We start from the raw sequence: 16912 nt of genomic DNA on the forward strand, positions 1-16912 counted from the left end.
GGCCTCGCCCAAATTCGGGCGTAATTGCTGGCCATTTCTCGACCTGTCTAAAGAGACAGGTGAGGTGAGCCATGACGATTGCCAGATCCAATTTCAGCGACCGCATCGCGCGGATCGAACGGGACCGGATCACGACGCAGGGCAAGGTGCGGCTGCATGTCGGCGATCGCGAGATGCAGGTGCGCGCGGACTCGGCGATGCTGCGCCAGGCGCTCCACGCCAAAGCGCGGACGCGCGGTCATTGGCTGAGCGTGGTTCCGGCGCTTCTGACGGGGCTCGCGGGCGTCGTCGTGGTCACCGCGTTGCGGGTACGCTTCCTGCCGCCGGAGATCGAGCTGAGGCTGGCCGCCCATTCGGAGCTTGCGGGCTTCGGCATGGCGCTGGCCGTGGCGGTGCTGTTCGGCGTCCTGCTGAACTTCTTCTCGGCGCGTCTGCTGGTCTGGCAGGCGATCGGGGTCGTGTTCGCGCTCGCCAGCCTGCACAATGCCGCCTTCTGGCAGCCCGCGCTTTCGGATGCGGTGTTCACGCCCGGCTGGGTGCAGACCCAGCAGGACCTGCACGCACCGCGCACGCTGGCCCTGGGCGGGATCGCGATCGGCTTCTGATCGCCGGATGTGCAGGCCTCCCGGAGGGCAAATCCGGAGGCCGCGCATGATCGTCACCACCACTCCGAGCGTCGAGGGACGCCCGATCACCGCCTATCACGGCATCGTCGTGGGCGAGGCGATCATGGGCGCGAATATCGTGCGCGATCTCTTCGCGCAGGTCACCGATATCGTCGGGGGCCGCTCGGGCGCCTACGAATCCAAGTTGCAAGATGCCCGGGCCACCGCGCTCCGCGAGCTTGAGGATCGCGCCCGCGAACTGGGCGCGAATGCCGTCGTCGGCGTCGATCTCGATTACGAGATCGTCGGCCAATCCATGCTGATGGTGTCGGCTTCCGGCACCGCCGTAACCGTTTCCTGAAGGACCGAGAACATGCTTGAGATCAAGAACCTGCACGTCAAACTGGAAGAAGAGGACAAGCAGATCCTCAAGGGCGTGGACCTGACCGTCGAGAAGGGCAAGGTCCATGCGATCATGGGGCCGAACGGCTCGGGCAAATCGACGCTGTCCTATGTGCTTTCGGGCCGTGACGGCTACGAGGTGACCGATGGCGCGGCGAGCCTCGAAGGGCTCGACCTGCTCGAGGCCGAACCCGAGGAGCGCGCGGCCGCGGGCCTGTTCCTCGCATTCCAGTACCCGGTCGAGATCCCGGGCGTGGGCAACATGACCTTCCTGCGCACCGCGCTCAACGCGCAGCGCAAGGCGCGCGGCGAGGAAGAAATCTCCGCCGGCGACTTCCTGAAACTCGTGCGCGAGAAGGCGAAATCGCTCAAGATCGACGCCGACATGCTCAAGCGTCCGGTGAACGTGGGCTTCTCGGGCGGCGAGAAGAAGCGCAACGAGATCCTGCAGATGGCGATCCTCGAGCCGAAGATGTGCATCCTCGACGAGACGGATTCGGGTCTCGACGTCGACGCGATGCGTCTGGTGGCCGATGGCGTGAACGCGCTGCGTGACGAAGGCCGCTCCTTCCTCGTGATCACCCACTACCAGCGCCTGCTCGACCACATCAAACCCGATGTCGTGCACATCATGGCCGATGGCCGCATCATCGAGACCGGCGGGCCGGAGCTTGCGCTCGAGGTCGAGAAGAACGGCTATGCCGATCTGCTGGCGAAACACGGGATCTCGGAGGTGATGGCGTAATGTCGGCAGTCGAGAAGATGACCCCCGCCGAGACGCGGCTGGCGCGTCTCACGCTTCCCGAAGGGTTCGCCCCTGCGCGCCGCGCGGCGCTCGAACGCCTGACTGCGATGGGCCTGCCGGGCCGCCGCGACGAATACTGGCGCTGGTCCAACCCGACCGATTTCATCGCGCCCGAGCCGCCCGCGGCCGCGCCCTTCCAGGATGACGAGCCCGATCTCTTCGCCGAGATCGACCGGCTGAATATCGTCTTCCGCGATGGCGTCTTCGATGCGCAGGCCTCGGACGATCTGAGCATGTCGGGCGTCGAGATCCTGCGTCTGGCCGAAGCGGGCGACGTGAACTGGGCGAGCAGCCTTTACGGCACGCTCGAGGCCGATGGTCAGACCCCGGTCAAGCGTCCCTTCGCCGCGCTCAACACCGCGACCGCCACCGATGGCGTGCTGATCCGGGTGACCGGCGCGGCCGAGAAACCGGTGAGCCTGGTCTACCTGCACGAGGACGAGAGCTCCGACCCGGTGCTGCACCATCTGGTGAAGCTGGAAGAGGGCGCCGAGATCACGATCCTCGAGAACGGGCCCGCGGGCGCGCGTTTCAACATGCTGATGGAAGTCGATGTCGCCAAGGATGCGCGCTTCCACCATATCCGCGTGCAGGGCCGCGACCACGAGCGCCGCGCCGTGACCGGGATCTTCACCCGGGTCGCGGAAGGGGCGCTGTTCAAGAGCTTCACGCTGACCTCGAACGGTATTCTGACGCGCAATGAATGCGTGATCGACATCGTGGGCGACGACGCCAACGCGCATGTCGCGGGCGCGGCGCTTGGCGATGGCAAGACCGGCGCGTTCCACCATGACGACACGGTCTTCATCACCCATGACGCCGAGCGTTGCGAGAGCCGTCAGGTCTTCAAGAAGGTGCTCAAGAACGGCGCCCAGGGCGTGTTCCAGGGCAAGATCCTCGTGAAATCGGGCGCGCAGAAGACCGATGGCTACCAGATCAGCCAGTCGCTGCTGCTCGACGAGGACAGCCAGTTCCTCGCCAAGCCCGAGCTCGAGATCTACGCCGATGACGTGCAATGCTCGCACGGCTCGACCACCGGCGCGATCGACGAGACGGCGCTCTTCTACCTGCGCTCGCGCGGCGTGCCGTATGAAGAGGCCACGGCGCTTCTCGTCCTGAGCTTCCTCGCCGATGCGATCGAGGAGATCGAGGAAGAGCGGTTCCGCGACGCGATCCTGACCCGTCTCGAAGGCTGGCTGTCGCGCCATCGCGGCTGAGCGCAAATGGCGGCGACGGACGATATCCTGCGGAGCTACCGGCGTCCGCGCGCGGTGATGCGCGAGCATCTTTCCCGCGCGCGGTCCGAGCCGCGCGCGCTGGTCTTCCTGCTCGCCGCGCTCACGGTGATCTTCATCGGCCAATGGCCGCGCCTGTCGCGGCTGGCCCATGAGACCCCCGATCAGCCAATGGTCGGCCTGATGATGGGCACGGCGCTTGCGCTTCTCGCGACGGTGCCCATCTTCTACCTGCTCGCGGCGCTCGGCCATGTCGTCATGAAACTGTTCGGCGGCCGGGGTAGCTGGTATGGGGCACGGGTGGCGCTGTTCTGGGCGCTGCTCGCCGTGTCGCCCCTGATGTTGCTTCAGGGGCTGGTCGCGGGTTTCATCGGGGAGGGGGCGCAACTGTCGCTCGTCTCGGTGGTGGTGACGGCGGTCTTCGCGATCTTCTGGATCGCCGGGCTCCGGGTGGCGGAATTCGAAGAGGTTTCGAGCTGATGCAGATCGACCTGAAGGACTTGCTGACGCGCAGCTTTTCCGACCCGCGCGGTGTCGCACGCGACCTGATGGCGTTGCCGCTGTCGAACGCGACCCGCTTTCTCGCGATGATGCTCGTGGTCATCATGACCGCGATCCTCGGCACGCTGGCGCAGATGGTCTTCGGGGTGATCACCGGGGTGGAGATGGGCGCGCTGACGCCGCCGCTCGCCGTGGTCGGGCTGCAGGCGACGCTCCTGGTCTACGGCGCCTTCGCGATGAGTTTCGTCGGCCAGCGCTTCGGCGGGAAGGGCAGCTTCTCGGATGCGCTGATCCTGCTCACCTGGATCGAGTTCGTGCTGATGATCGGCCAGGTGATCCAGGTCCTGCTGATGGTCTTCTTCCCGATCTCGGCCACGCTGATGTCGATCCTGCTGATCGGTCTGATGTTCTTCCTGCTGGTGCAGTTCACGATCGAACTGCACGGCTTCGAGAACCCTTTCGCCGTCGCGGTCGGCGTGCTTTTGACATTCATCGGCTCGGCGCTCGTCGCGGGCATCGTCCTGGTCTCGACCGGGCTCGTGCAGATGCCCGCGCCGCCGATGCCGCAGTAAGGACAGGCCATGTACGATATTCAGAAGATCCGCGCGGATTTCCCGATCCTGTCGCGTGAAGTGAACGGCAAGCCGCTGGTCTATCTCGACAACGGCGCATCGGCGCAAAAGCCGCGCGTCGTGATCGACGCGATGACCCGGATGTACGAGGAGGATTATTCCAACGTCCATCGCGGGCTGCATACGCTGTCGAATATCGCGACCGAGAAATACGAGGGCGTGCGCGGGATCGTGGCGCGGTTCCTCGGCGTGAAGGACGCGGAGGAAATCGTCTTCACCACCGGATCGACCGAGGGGATCAACCTCGTGAGCTATGCCTGGGCCGCGCCGCGGTTGCAGGCGGGCGACGAGATCGTGCTCTCGGTGCTCGAGCATCACGCCAATATCGTGCCGTGGCATTTCCTGCGCGAACGCCAGGGCGTGAAACTGGTCTGGGTGGAGCCGGAGGCGGATGGCTCGCTGCCGGCCGAGAAGGTTCTCGAGGCGGTGACCGACCGCACCAGGCTGATCGCGATCACCCATATGTCGAATGTTCTGGGAACGAAGGTCGATGTGAAGGCCATCGCCCATGCCGCGCGCGAGAAGGGGATCGCGACGCTGGTCGACGGATCGCAGGGCGCGGTGCACGGCCCGGTCGATCTCGACGATATCGGCGCGGATTTCTACGCGATCACCGGCCACAAGCTCTACGGGCCGAGCGGGTCGGGCGCGATCCATATCCGCCGCGAGCGGATGGAGGAGATGCGCCCCTTCCTCGGCGGCGGCGACATGATCGACACCGTCACCCGCGACAGCGTCACCTACAACAAGCCGCCGATGAAATTCGAGGCCGGGACCCCCGGCATCGTCCAGCAGGTGGGGATGGGCGTCGCGCTCGACTACCTGATGCAAGTGGGCATGGAGAATATCGCCGCGCATGAGCGCGATCTGCGCGACTATGCGCAGCAGAAGCTCTCGGGGCTGAACTGGCTCAACCTGCAGGGCAGCGCGCCGGACAAGGGGGCGATCTTCTCGCTCACCCTCAACGGCCCGGCCCATCCGCATGACATCTCGACGATCCTCGACAAGCGCGGCGTGGCGGTGCGTGCGGGCAGCCATTGCGCGATGCCGCTGATGGACTGGCTCGGCGTTTCGGCCACCGCGCGGGCGTCCTTCGGGATGTACAATACCCGCGAGGAGGTCGATGCGCTCGTCTCGGCGCTCGAGCTTTGCCACGAATTGCTGGGGTGAACCGCGTCAGGCCTTGGTCTCAGGCCTTGGTCGCGGCTAGCTTCGCCTTGGTCTTCTTCGCCTCTTTCGGCTGCGGATAGACGAGGCCGGCCGAGATGATCAGCTTGGCCGCATCCTCGACCGACATGTCAAGATAGCTCACCTGAGATTGCGGCACGAAGAGCAGAAAGCCCGAGGTCGGGTTCGGCGTGGTCGGCAGGAAGACCGACACCAGAGGATCATCCTCCTCCGCCGTGGCCGCGATCTCGCCCTTCGCGCTCGAGGAGACGAAGGCGATGGCCTTGAGCCCCTCGCGCGGATATTCGATCAGGCAGGCGCGGTCGAACTTGGCCTCCGACTGGCTCAGCACCGTCTCGGCGATCTGCTTGAGCCCGTTATAGACGGTGCGCACCAGCGGCAGCCGGTCGACGATGCTCTCGCCGAAACGGATCATCGTACGCCCGAACAGCCCCTTGGCGAGCCAGCCCACGATCACCGTGAAGAACAGGAAGATGATGACGCCGATGCCGCGGACATTGATCCCGATATAATGCTCGGGGCGCATCTCCTGCGGCACGAGCGGCAGCACCCAGCCATCGACCCAGCCCGCCATCGTCCACATGATCCAGATCGTCAGCCCCACCGGAGCGACCACGATCAGCCCCGTGAAGAAAGAGGTGCGCAGCGCGGCAAAGCGCGAGCGGCGACGCGCGGGGTGCTCTTCTGGATCGGTCATGGGGCTCTCGGCGGTGAATGTGTCTTCTATCTAGGCAGAGCCGCAGACCGGGGCAATGGGCATTGCATCACCCTCGCGTGGCCGAGGCGATTTCGCCCGCGATTGCGGCGGCGAGCCGGGCATTGTTCAAAACGAGGGCAATATTGGCCTGAAGCGAGCGGCCCGAGGTCAGCTCGAAGATCCGCTGCAGCAGGAAGGGCGTGACCGCCTTGGCCGCGATGCCCTGCGCCTCGGCCTCCGAAAGCGCGGCCTCGATCACCGGAACGATCTCCTCGCGGGGGATTTCGGCCTCGGTCGGGATCGGGTTCGCGACGAGCTGCCCGCCCGGCAGCCCGAGCCGCGCCCGCATCAGCTGCGCCTGTGCGATCTCGGCGGCGCTGTCGGCGCGCAGCGGGGCAGGGAGGCCCGATCCGCGCGACCAGAAGGCGGGAAACTCGTCCTGCCCATAGGCGATGACCGGGACGCCGTGGGTCTCGAGAACCTCGAGCGTCTTCGGCAGATCGAGGATGGCCTTCGCGCCGGCCGCGACCACGGTGACCGGGGTCTGGGCCAGTTCGAGCAGGTCGGCCGAGATGTCGAAGCTTTCCTCCGCGCCCCGATGCACCCCGCCGATCCCGCCCGTGGCGAAGACCGCGATCCCGGCGAGATGCGCACAGATCATCGTCGCCGCGACCGTCGTGGCCCCGGTCGCGCCTTTGGCAAGGCAGACCGCCAGATCGGCGCGGCTCACCTTCATCGCATCGGGTGTCTGGGCGAGCCGGTCGAGCGTCTCGGGTTCGAGCCCGATATGGATATTACCATCCATCAGCGCGATCGTCGCGGGCACGGCACCCGCGCGGCGTATCTCGGCCTCGACCGCGCGCGCGGTCTCGAGGTTCTGCGGATAGGGCATCCCGTGGGTGATGATCGTCGATTCCAGCGCCACGATCGGGGCGCCTTGCGCGCGCGCATCGGCCACCTCGGCCGAGAAGATCAGGGGGGCTTCGGTCATGTCGCGAGTTCTCCGGAAACGTAGCGCGCGGCGGCACGAAGCGCACGGTCGAGCGCCTCCTCGCGGGTCGCGTCGCGCTGTTCGGCCACCAGATGCGCGGCCATGAAAGTGTCGCCCGCGCCGGTCACACGGGTCACGAGAACGGCGGGCGGCGCGGCCGAGATGACCCCGCCGGACGCTGCGCATCCATCGGCCGCGGCCTTGCCCCCATCGGTCACGAGCACGCGCCGGGCGCCGCGTTCGAGCAGGTCCGAGGCCGCCTCCGCCGCGCTCTCGAAATTGCGTTGGCACAGGATGCCCGCCTCTTCGAGATTGAGATAGAGCGTCGCCTTTCCGTCGCCCAGAAGCGGCATCAGGCGCTCGGCCTTGCCGGGGCTTGCCGGCGCCACGCGCAGATCCGATTTCGCGAAGAGCGGCGAGCGGGCGATCTGCGACAGCAGCGCCTCGGTCAGATTGCCGTCGAGCGCGATCGGCCCCGCCCAGGGCGCGCTCTCCGAACCGAGCCGCCCGTCGGAAAGCGGGGTCAGGATCTTGTCGCCCGCCGCCTCGAGACTATGGGCGTCGGCAATGGCCGCGATCAGACCGTTCGCGCCCTCGATCGCCATGTAACGGTCGGTCGGCAGGTCGTCGGAGCGGTAGAGATAGCTGCAATCGATCCCGAGCACTTCCGCCGCCCGGATCAGATCGCTGCCCTGGCTGTCGCGCCCGAGCGCGGTGAGGATCGCCGGCCGCAGGCCGAACCGGCGCAGCGTCATCGCGATATTCATCGCCACCCCGCCGGGCAGCCGCTCGATCCGACCGGGCATGTCGGCGCCCGCGCGCATATGCACGCTGGCGCGGCCGATGATGTCCCAAAGGGCCGATCCGATACACAGAATGTCAGGTCGTTGTGTCATGGGCTCCGATTGCACCGTCGCGCGCTGCGGTGCAAGAGGAGAGTGTCGGGCCCGCGCGCAGCGCCCCGAACGCGCCCGATGCGCACAGGCGCGCCTGGGGCTTGCCATCGCCGCACGCAGCGTCTATATGGCGCGCACTTCACAGGCGGAGGCGGGCCGACGGGAGAGACATCCCCGAAGGTCCACCGGTTGGGGCATATGCCCTGAGATCCTCCGCTCAGGCGCAAACCGGAAAAGGAAATGGACATGGCGCTTCCCGATTTCTCCCTGCGTCAGCTTCTCGAAGCTGGCGTTCACTTTGGTCACCAGACGCAGCGCTGGAACCCCCGCATGGGTCAGTACATCTACGGCGAGCGGAACGGGATTCACATCCTCGACCTCACCCAGACCGTGCCGATGCTCGACCAGGCTCTGCAAGTCGTGCGTGACACCGTCGCCAAGGGCGGCCGCGTGCTCTTCGTCGGCACCAAGCGTCAGGCCGCCAAGCCGATCGCGGATGCCGCGGAACGCTGCGCGCAATACTACATGAACCACCGTTGGCTGGGCGGTACGCTCACCAACTGGAAGACCGTTTCGCAGTCGATCAAGCGTCTCAACGAGATCGACGAGAAGCTCGAGCAGGGCGCGGAAGGTCTGACCAAGAAAGAGCGTCTCGGCCTCGAGCGCGATCAGGCGAAACTGCAGGCCTCGCTCGGCGGGATCCGCGAAATGGGCGGTCTGCCGGACCTGCTGTTCGTGATCGACGTGAACAAGGAAGACCTCGCCATCGCCGAAGCCAAGAAGCTCGGCATCCCGGTCGTGGCCGTGGTCGACACCAACTGCCCGCCGGATGGTGTGGATTACGTCATCCCGGGCAACGATGACGCCGCGCGCGCCATCGGGCTCTATTGCGATCTCGCCTCGCGCGCCGCTCTCGACGGCATGAGCGCCCAGATGGGTGCCGCGGGCGTCGACGTCGGCGCGCTGACCGAGACCCCGGTCGAGGAAGCGCTCGCCGAGGCCGGGATCGAGTCCGAGGCCTGATCCCAGACCGTCACCCAGTTGACATGAGGGCGGGCTATCCCGCCCTCGCAGACTTCTTGAAGGAGATCCGACCATGGCGATTACGGCTGCAATGGTGAAGGAACTGCGCGAATCGACCGGCGCAGGCATGATGGACGCGAAAAAAGCGCTGACCGAAACCGATGGCGACATGGAAGCCGCGGTTGACTGGCTGCGCACCAAGGGCCTCGCGAAGGCCGCCAAGAAATCCGGCCGCGTGGCCGCCGAAGGGCTCGTGGCGCTCGCCGTGACCGACGGCAAGGGCGTCGCGATCGAGATGAACTCGGAAACCGACTTCGTCGCGAAGAACGCCGACTTCCAGAAACTCGTCTCCGACATCGCCGAAGTGGCGCTGGAGACCGGTGAGAATGTCGAGGTCGTCAAGGCCGCGCATCTGAACGGCAAGAAGGTCGAAGACGTGATCACCGACGCCATCGCGCGCATCGGCGAGAACATGACCCTGCGCCGGATGCACCTGCTGAGCGGCGACACGCTCGTGCATTACGTGCACAACGCCGCGGCCGAAGGCATGGGCAAGATCGGTGTGCTCGTCGCGCTCAAGGGTGCTGACAACGGCATCGGCAAGCAGGTTGCGATGCATATCGCCGCGACCAACCCGGCCGCGCTCTCGGAAGCCGATCTCGACCCGGCGATCGTCGAGAAGGAACGTCAGGTCCAGATCGACATCGCGCGTGAATCGGGCAAGCCCGAGCAGGTGATCGAGAAGATGATCGAAGGCCGCATGAAGAAATTCGTGGCCGAGGTGACGCTGCTCAACCAGCAATTCGTGATCAACCCTGACGTCACCGTCGCTCAGGCGGCGAAGGATGCGGGCGTCGAGATCACCGGCTTCGTGCGCATGGAAGTGGGCGAAGGCATCGAGAAGAAGGAAGAGGATTTCGCCGCGGAAGTGGCGAAGACCGCCGCGGGCAACTGAGCCCCGCATCTTCGATGACATGATGGGCGCCGCTCCCCCGGGAGCGGCGCTTTTTCATGTCAGGCACGCACCGGCGCGGCGTTGAGGAAGATCTGCTTTTGCAGCGAGGCCTTGAGCACCGCCTGCGCGGTCGTATCGACGTCGAGCGCCTCGCGCGCAAGCCGCAGGTGCTTCTCGACGGTGGAGTTCGTCAGCCCCATGATCACCGCGATATCGGCGATCGTCTTGCCCTCGGCGACCCATTCGAGCACCTCGCGCTGCCGGTCGGTGAGCGCGCGCCGGGCCGTCGAATAGGGCATGGTCGAGATCCGCAGGTGGACGAGCGAATTCATCGCCATGAGGACGCGTGCATTCTCGGCCCAGATCCGGTCGACCGCGTCCTGCGGCAGGCCTGGGCGGGCGCAGAGCCCGATCGCGCCGCGGGCACGGCTCGCCGGGTCGCCGAACCCGATGGAATAGCCTGCGGTGACGTTGAACTTGTGATTGAACTCGATCACCTCCTGCTCGGCTTCGGTCAATTCGCCCCGCGCGAAGCGTTCCGCCACGATCCGCCACGAACAGGGACCGTCATGGTTCGCGGCCCAGGTCACCATCGGGGCATTGCGGTACAGCCCTTCGCCCACGAACACGTCGAGATACTCCCGAACGTGGTTCGACAGGATGAGCATGTCGTCGATATCGCCGTAATTCGTGCCCTGCCGGAAGCTGGTGAAGCCGTAGATCAGACGGTTGAATCCGAATTTAGCCATCTCGCGGCAGTGAAGATCCCAGATCTCCTTGATGCCGTTAGATTTAAGAACAGCTTCAACAAATTCCAGCATGCCCACACCTCTTCCTATAGAAGAGGTCCCCCTTCGACGACCGTCCTCTTGCATTGCGCAAATGAAACCGACCGATCAAGTCGATCACAAGGTTAACAGTTTTTGAACCCCGGTGGAACGCGTGTTTAGCGATGCGTCTCGCAGCGAGATTGCTCGAGCGTGTCCCGGGTCATCTTGGGCGCGAGAGTCGCCAGGGCGTCGTAATGGGTGAGGTAGATCTGGCCGGTCAGCTGGGTGAGAAGATCGGAGCGGGTGAGGCGGTCCATCACCGGTCCCTTCACCTCCGAGAGGTGCATCCGGACCCCCGCGTCACGCAGCTGGGCATTGACCTCCTCGAGCGCCTCGAGCGCGGAGGCGTCGATATGGTTGATCGCGGGGCAGTTCAGCACGACATGCTTGATCGAGGTGTCCTCGGCGATCCGGTCGTAGATCAGCTCCTCGATATAGCGCGCATTGGGAAACCACAGGCTCTCGTCGATCCTGAGCGACAGGATGCCCGGCGCGGTCTCGACGCGGTGGCGCAGGATGTTGCGGAAATGCTCGGTGCCCGGGACCTGCCCGAGCTCGGCCACATGCGGGCGCGAGCTGCGCCAGAGCTGCAGCCCGATCGAGAGCAGCACGCCGGCCGCGATCCCGTCGGTCACGCCGTAGATCAGCGTGATCGCCATGGTCGCGATCATCGCCAGCCCTTCGGATTTCGAATAGGTGAAGACGCTGCGGATCGCGCCGAGATCGACCAGCGTCAGGACCGAGACGAAGATCGTCGCGGCAAGGGTCGCCTGCGGCAGGAAATAGAGCGCGGGGGTGATGGTGAAGGTCGCGAGCGCCACGCCGACCGCGGTATAGGCGCCCGCGGCGGGGGTGGCCGCGCCCGCCTCGAAATTCACCACCGAGCGCGCGAAGCCGCCGGTGATCGGGAAGGCGCCCGAGACGGCGGCGGCGATGTTCGAGCCGCCGAGCGCGATCAGTTCCTGATCCGGGTCGATGCGCTGACGCTTCTTCGCGGCCAGCGTCTGGGCGACCGAGATCGTCTCGACATAGCCGATGATCGAGATCAGCAGCGCCGGCATGAAGAGCTGCTTCCAGAGCCCCGGATCGAACGGGGGCAGGGTGGGCGCGGGCATCCCGCGCGGGATCGTCCCCACGACCGCGACGCCGTGCTTGTCGAGCCGCAGCGCCCAGGCAAGGATCACCGTCACCGCGACCGCGACCACGGGGGCCGCGCGCACGAGAATATCGGCAAGCCTCGGCGCCAGTCCGCGATGGATCAGCACCGGTTTCAGCCCGCGCCGTGCCCAGTAGAGGAACGCCACCGCGAGGATCGAGATCACCACGCTTGCGGCGTTGGTCTGGCCGATATTGCGCCAGAGCCCGTCCGCGATCTCGGGCAGCGTGTCGCTCGGGGCTTTCACGCCGAGGAAATGCTTGATCTGCCCGCCCGCGATCAGGAGGCCCGTGGCCGAGATCACCCCCGAGATGACCGGATGGCTGAGAAACGAGGTGATGAAGCCAAGGCGCAGCACCCCCATCACCAGCAGCATCACCCCCGACAGGAAGGCCAGCGCGATCGCCGCGGTCGTGTATTGCGGCGTGCCGCGAAGCGCCAGATCCCCGATCGCCGTCGCCGTCATCAGCGAGATCACCGCGACCGGCCCCATCGCGAGCGGCCGCGAGGTGCCGAGCACCGCGTAGATCAGGAGCGGGATCACCGAGGCGTAGAGGCCCAGTTCAGGCGGCAGCCCGGCCAGTTGCGAATAGGCCAGCGATTGCGGGATCAGCATGATCGTGACGATGACCGCCGCGATCATGTCCGCCTCGAAGGTGGCGCGCGTATAGTCGCGCGCCCAGCCAAGGATCGGGAAATAGCGTTTGAGCATAGAAGGTTATCAGAGGATCTTGCCGCGACGCGTGGCGTAGAATTTCAGGACCGGCATCAGCGAGGAATGATCGTAGCCCGCATGGGCCGCGGTCTCGATGATCTTGTCGAGCTCCATCTTGCCTGCCTGGCTCATGCCCCACAGATGCGACGAGCGCGTGCCGGAGCGACAATATCCGAAGGCCGGTTTCGGGGCCGATTTCATCACCGCCTCGAAATCGGCGACCAGATCGAAGGTCATCTCGCCCGGGTAATAGGGCAGGTAGTGGTAGTTCATCCCCGCCTTCGCGGCGGCCTCGGCCATCGCCTTGCTCGAATGCGCCTCGTCCACCTCCTCGTCGGGGCGGTTGGTGATCAGCGTGCGAAAGCCCATCTCGGCGAGCTTGGCCACGTCTTCGGGCTCGATCTGCGGCGCGACCGAGAAATCATCGGAGAGTTTGCGCGGTTCCATGTGGTTTCCTGTACGTCCTGCCTGTCGTGGTGGAAAGGGGCGGGTGTTCGCGTCCCGCCCCCTCTTTCTGCTCAGAGCCCGTTCACGGGCACCTTGAGATAGGTCTTGCCGTCCTCGTCGGCGGGCGGCATCTGCCCGGCGCGCATGTTCACCTGCAGCGAGGGGATGATCAGCTTGGGCATCGCGAGGGTCGCGTCGCGCTCGGTCCGCATGCGCACGAATTCCTCGGCCGATTTTCCGCCGCCGATATGGATGTTGCGCGCCTTCTCCTCGGCCACGCTGGTCTCCCAGGCATATTCGTCGCGCCCCGGCGCCTTGTAGTCGTGGCCGACAAAGATGCGGGTCTCGTCGGGCAGCGCGAGGATCTTCTGGATCGAGGCATAGAGCGTTTCCGCCGAGCCCCCGGGAAAGTCGCAGCGCGCGGTGCCGAAATCGGGCATGAACAGCGTGTCGCCCACGAAGGCGGCATCGCCGATCACGTAAGTCAGACAGGCAGGCGTGTGGCCCGGCGTGTGCAGGACCCGGCCTTCCAGCGCGCCGACGGTGAACGTGTCGCCCTCGACGAAGAGCTTGTCGAATTGCGATCCGTCGCGCTGGAACTCGGTGCCTTCGTTGAAGATCTTGCCGAATGTGTCCTGCACGACCTTGATCCGGTCGCCGATGCCGATCTTGCCGCCGACCTGCTGCTGGATATAGGGCGCGGCGGAGAGGTGGTCGGCATGGACATGGGTTTCGAGGATCCACGCCACCTCGAGCCCGTGCGCCTTCACATGGGCGATGACCTCATCGGCGGATTTGGTATCCGTGCGCCCGGAGGAATAGTCGAAATCGAGAACGCTATCGACGATCGCGCAGGCAGTGCTGCCCGGGTCTTTCACCACATAGGAGACGGTGAAGGTGGCGGCGTCGAAAAACGCTTTAACGTCGGGTTTGATCATCGTGGCCTCCGTGATCTGCGCGGACCTTATCTAGGTCACTCCCAATCTAGGTGATTGCGTCACTCTGTCCCAGCCCCCGCGTGATCTCAACCGGTAAGGGATGGGAGAGGTCGGGCAGCAGCCAGTCCGCACTGCCGAACTCTCCGTCCTCGGTATAAGCCGAGGGCGTCAGCACCACGCGCAGACCGGCCGCTTGCGCCGATTTCAGCCCCATTTCGCTATCCTCGAAGGCGATGCAGGCCTCGGGCGGCAGCGACAGGCGGTTCAGCGCAAGCTCGAACACGTCGGGGGCGGGTTTCTTCGCGCGGACCTCGTCACCGGCGGCGATCGCGTCGAACAGGTGATCGGGATCGGCGCCCAGCGTCGCGCGGATCAGCGCATCGACATTGGGCCGGTTCGTGGTGGTCGCGATGGCGAGCCGGATCCCGGCATCGCGCGCATTGGCGATGAGGCGCGCCACCCCGGGGCGCAGCGGTACCTCTCCGCTGGCGATGATCTCGACATAGCGGGCGGTCTTGAGCTTGTGGAGCTCCGCGATCTCCGCGTCCGAGGGCCCATGGCCCAGCTCGTCGCGATGGCGCGCCATGCGCTCCTTGCCGCCGGTGGTCTTGAGAAGTTCGCGGTAATCCTCCGGCGACCACGCCCAGTCGATCCCCTGGGCGGCGAAGGTTTCGTTGAAGGCGCGGCGATGGGCCTCTTCGGTCTCGGCGAGCGTTCCGTCGACGTCGAAGATCAGCGCGCTCACCATTTCCAGCCCTCCACCAGACCGGGGAGCATCGCCCAGTCCGAGAAGGCCACGTCATGGGGCACCTCATGCAGCGGTGCCTTGCGATACCCCTCGGAATAGATCGCGAAGGGGGCCTTGGCATTCACCGCCGTTTCGGCGTCGACCTCGCTATCGCCCACATAGATCATCCGCCCGCCGCCCAGGGCCTCGTGGCAGTGATGCAGCATCGCGGGTTCGGGCTTTCGGGTGGGCAGGGAATCCCCGCCCAGCGTCATCTCGAAATACTCCCACAGGCCGACATGGCGCAGCGCCGCCTCGGCCGGACCGAAGGGTTTGTTGGTGCAGACCGCCATCCGGCAGCCCATCGCGGCGAGCGTATCGAGCGCGGAGACCACGCCCGGATAGGGCACGTTGCCCTCCACATCGGTCTCGTAGCGCGCGATCAGGGCATGTTCGACGCGGGGGAAGAGCGGCCCGTCGGGATCCTCGCCGGAGGTGATCAGCAATTGCCGCACGAGGTTGGGAACGCCCTTGCCGACGAAGCTGCGGATCGTCGGCAGCGAGAGGGGCTCGAACCCCAGTTCGGTCAGCACCGCGTTCGAGACCGAATGGATTGCGGGCACGGAATCGATCAGCGTGCCGTCGAGATCGAAGATGACGGCGGGGGAGGAACCGGCGCTCATGCGGCTTTCCACTTGATCGAGCAGCCCATCGAGGGGATCTGATCCTTCGGGCCGACGCCGGTCTCGGCCACCATCATCATCCCTTCGAACAGCTCGCGGCGCGCGTCGGCCGGACCCGCCTGCTTGGTCGACGCATCCAGTCGGCCGCGATATTGCAGCCCGTCCTCGGCGTCGAAACCGAAGAAATCGGGGGTGCAGGCCGCGCCATAGGCTTTCGCGACCTCCTGGCTCTCGTCATGGAGATAGGGGAAGGTGAAGCCCTTCTCCTGCGCGAGCTTCGCCATGTTCTCGAAACTGTCCTGCGGGTATTCCGTCGCGTCATTGGCCGAGATCGCGACAACCCCGATCCCCGCCGCCTGCAACCCGGCCGCATCGCGCAGGATGCGATCGAGGATCGACCGGACATAGGGGCAGTGATTGCAGATGAACATCACCAGCGTGCCCTTGGGGCCGCGGATGTCCTCGAAGCTGTAATCCTTGCCGTCGGTGCCGGGCAGGGTGAAGCCCGGAGCCTTCCAGCCGAAGTCGCAGACGGGGGGTGTGACGGCCATGATCTCTCCTATTCGAATTCCATTTCCTCGTAGACGACGCCGGCATTCTTCGTCGCCAGTTCCTCGAACGTGTCGAGAGTCTCGTAGGGCGACTGGTCGACGTAATAGGCCTGCGCCAGGTCGCCGCCAGTCTCGATATGCTCGCCGATCTTGCCGCGCAGGTATTTCAGATAGCCCGTCGTGCCCCGAGTCACCTTCTCGAGATTGGTCGGATGGCCATGACCCGGGATCACGAAACTCGGGTCGAGCGGGACGAGCTTGGTCTCGAAGGTCTCGATCCAGCACGAGGTGCAGGTGCCCGAGAAGATCGGCGGCATGCGCTCTGAAAAAGCGATATCGCCCGCGATCAGGAACCCCTGCTCGGGCAGCCAGACCTGGGTGTCACCGGGGCTGTGGGCGGGGCCGAGATGCATCACGTGGATCTCGAAATCGCCCATAGTGATGATCTTTTCCTCCTCGAAGGTCTCGGTCGGCCCCATCGGGTCGGTGCCTTCGGCGTTTTCCTTCGCGTAGGATTTCAGCGCGGTCCAGGCGCCGGCCATGTCATGTTCGAACTCGGCCGCCGCATCGACATGGGCGAGCACCGGCACGCCCTGTTCGATCCAGTAATTGTTGCCCAGCATCGCATGGCCCTGGCCGTTCTCGTTGATCACCAGCTTCACGGGCTGATCGGTGACCGCCTTGATCTCGGAATGCAGCGCCTCGGCCAGCTTGTAGGACGCGCCCGAATTGACCACGACCACCCCGTCACCGGTGACGATGAAGGTGAGGTTGTTGTTATGGCCCGCATTCTCGTAGGTCGGCGGCGCGGTGGCCCCGATCGAGGACCAGATGCCGGGGATCACCTCATAGGGTTTCGAATAGAGGACCGACTGCGGATACTGGTCGGGGATGTCCTCGGAGGCGACAGCGGCGCCGACCTGCAACATCCCCGA

At 65.5% G+C, this 16912-nt stretch carries 20 protein-coding genes; 9 read left to right on the forward strand and 11 right to left on the reverse strand.

Translation table 11 applies throughout. The features are described 5' to 3' along the window. Window positions 1-71: 71 nt before the first annotated feature. The 7 genes from DW2_RS17445 to DW2_RS17475 are packed head-to-tail and all read left to right on the forward strand — an operon-like array spanning window position 72 to window position 5350. Complete coding sequence (locus DW2_RS17445) at window positions 72-605, forward strand: hypothetical protein (protein WP_038148537.1); 534 nt, start codon at window positions 72-74, stop codon at window positions 603-605. A 46-nt stretch (window positions 606-651) separates the two neighbouring features. Then, entirely contained in the window at window positions 652-966 is a 315-nt protein-coding gene (locus DW2_RS17450; RefSeq protein WP_038148538.1) for a heavy metal-binding domain-containing protein, read from the forward strand. A gap of 12 nt (window positions 967-978) precedes the next feature. Then, the gene (gene sufC / locus DW2_RS17455) at window positions 979-1752 is read left to right on the forward strand and encodes a Fe-S cluster assembly ATPase SufC (RefSeq protein ID WP_038148540.1); all 774 of its coding nucleotides are present in this window, start codon (window positions 979-981) and stop codon (window positions 1750-1752) included. Then, a complete protein-coding gene (gene sufD / locus DW2_RS17460) occupies window positions 1752-3029 on the forward strand; it encodes a Fe-S cluster assembly protein SufD (protein WP_038148541.1) in 1278 nt (425 codons plus the stop codon). The genes sufC and sufD overlap by 1 nt, the downstream gene beginning before the upstream one ends. Window positions 3030-3035: 6 nt before the next feature. Then, window positions 3036-3527 carry a Yip1 family protein gene (locus DW2_RS17465; protein ID WP_038148543.1) on the forward strand — a complete coding sequence of 164 codons (492 nt, stop codon included), beginning with the start codon at window positions 3036-3038 and terminating at the stop codon, window positions 3525-3527. Continuing rightward, the gene (locus DW2_RS17470) at window positions 3527-4120 is read left to right on the forward strand and encodes a YIP1 family protein (RefSeq protein WP_038148545.1); all 594 of its coding nucleotides are present in this window, start codon (window positions 3527-3529) and stop codon (window positions 4118-4120) included. The genes DW2_RS17465 and DW2_RS17470 overlap by 1 nt, the downstream gene beginning before the upstream one ends. Window positions 4121-4129: 9 nt before the next feature. Then, complete coding sequence (locus DW2_RS17475; protein ID WP_038148547.1) at window positions 4130-5350, forward strand: cysteine desulfurase; 1221 nt, start codon at window positions 4130-4132, stop codon at window positions 5348-5350. A 19-nt stretch (window positions 5351-5369) separates the two neighbouring features. On the opposite strand, the gene DW2_RS17480 is transcribed toward DW2_RS17475, so the two are convergent. The 3 genes from DW2_RS17480 to DW2_RS17490 form a co-directional block, all read right to left on the reverse strand. Continuing rightward, window positions 5370-6065 carry a DUF502 domain-containing protein gene (locus tag DW2_RS17480; protein WP_038148549.1) on the reverse strand — a complete coding sequence of 232 codons (696 nt, stop codon included), beginning with the start codon at window positions 6063-6065 and terminating at the stop codon, window positions 5370-5372. A 67-nt stretch (window positions 6066-6132) separates the two neighbouring features. Beyond that, window positions 6133-7056, reverse strand: a complete 924-nt coding sequence (locus DW2_RS17485) for a pseudouridine-5'-phosphate glycosidase (RefSeq protein ID WP_038148550.1) — start codon at window positions 7054-7056, stop codon at window positions 6133-6135. Next, window positions 7053-7952, reverse strand: coding sequence for a PfkB family carbohydrate kinase (locus DW2_RS17490; RefSeq protein WP_038148551.1), 900 nt, complete (start codon window positions 7950-7952; stop codon window positions 7053-7055). Before DW2_RS17490 ends, DW2_RS17485 begins: the two co-directional genes overlap by 4 nt. A gap of 246 nt (window positions 7953-8198) precedes the next feature. On the opposite strand from DW2_RS17490, the gene rpsB reads away from it, so the two are divergent. After that, window positions 8199-8975 (forward strand): 30S ribosomal protein S2, encoded by a 777-nt coding sequence (rpsB, locus tag DW2_RS17495; protein WP_038148552.1) that lies wholly within the window; start codon window positions 8199-8201, stop codon window positions 8973-8975. Between the two features lie 73 nt (window positions 8976-9048). Next, on the forward strand, window positions 9049-9930 hold the full coding sequence (gene tsf, locus DW2_RS17500; protein ID WP_038148553.1) for a translation elongation factor Ts: 882 nt from the start codon (window positions 9049-9051) through the stop codon (window positions 9928-9930). A 59-nt stretch (window positions 9931-9989) separates the two neighbouring features. Here the strand turns inward: tsf and DW2_RS17505 are convergent, their stop codons facing one another. The 8 genes from DW2_RS17505 to DW2_RS17540 all read right to left on the reverse strand — a co-directional run bounded on the left by DW2_RS17505 (window position 9990) and on the right by DW2_RS17540 (window position 16906). Further along, window positions 9990-10751, reverse strand: coding sequence for a helix-turn-helix transcriptional regulator (locus DW2_RS17505; protein WP_038148556.1), 762 nt, complete (start codon window positions 10749-10751; stop codon window positions 9990-9992). Window positions 10752-10876: 125 nt separating this feature from the next. Beyond that, entirely contained in the window at window positions 10877-12628 is a 1752-nt protein-coding gene (locus DW2_RS17510) for a SulP family inorganic anion transporter (protein WP_038148558.1), read from the reverse strand. Between the two features lie 9 nt (window positions 12629-12637). Next, window positions 12638-13078, reverse strand: coding sequence for a TIGR01244 family sulfur transferase (locus DW2_RS17515; protein WP_038148559.1), 441 nt, complete (start codon window positions 13076-13078; stop codon window positions 12638-12640). Window positions 13079-13149: 71 nt separating this feature from the next. Continuing rightward, on the reverse strand, window positions 13150-14013 hold the full coding sequence (locus tag DW2_RS17520; protein ID WP_202900129.1) for an MBL fold metallo-hydrolase: 864 nt from the start codon (window positions 14011-14013) through the stop codon (window positions 13150-13152). A gap of 49 nt (window positions 14014-14062) precedes the next feature. Then, entirely contained in the window at window positions 14063-14764 is a 702-nt protein-coding gene (locus tag DW2_RS17525; RefSeq protein WP_051856388.1) for an HAD family hydrolase, read from the reverse strand. Beyond that, window positions 14758-15426, reverse strand: coding sequence for a phosphoglycolate phosphatase (locus tag DW2_RS17530; protein WP_038148561.1), 669 nt, complete (start codon window positions 15424-15426; stop codon window positions 14758-14760). The genes DW2_RS17525 and DW2_RS17530 overlap by 7 nt, the downstream gene beginning before the upstream one ends. Further along, on the reverse strand, window positions 15423-15977 hold the full coding sequence (locus DW2_RS17535) for a thioredoxin family protein (RefSeq protein ID WP_038148562.1): 555 nt from the start codon (window positions 15975-15977) through the stop codon (window positions 15423-15425). The genes DW2_RS17530 and DW2_RS17535 overlap by 4 nt, the downstream gene beginning before the upstream one ends. Window positions 15978-15985: 8 nt before the next feature. Further along, window positions 15986-16906 (reverse strand): MBL fold metallo-hydrolase, encoded by a 921-nt coding sequence (locus DW2_RS17540; protein ID WP_038148567.1) that lies wholly within the window; start codon window positions 16904-16906, stop codon window positions 15986-15988. Between the last annotated feature and the right edge of the window lie 6 nt (window positions 16907-16912).

The sequence above is a fragment of the Thioclava atlantica genome (genome assembly GCF_000737065.1).
GTDB classification, from domain to species: Bacteria; Pseudomonadota; Alphaproteobacteria; order Rhodobacterales; family Rhodobacteraceae; genus Thioclava; species Thioclava atlantica.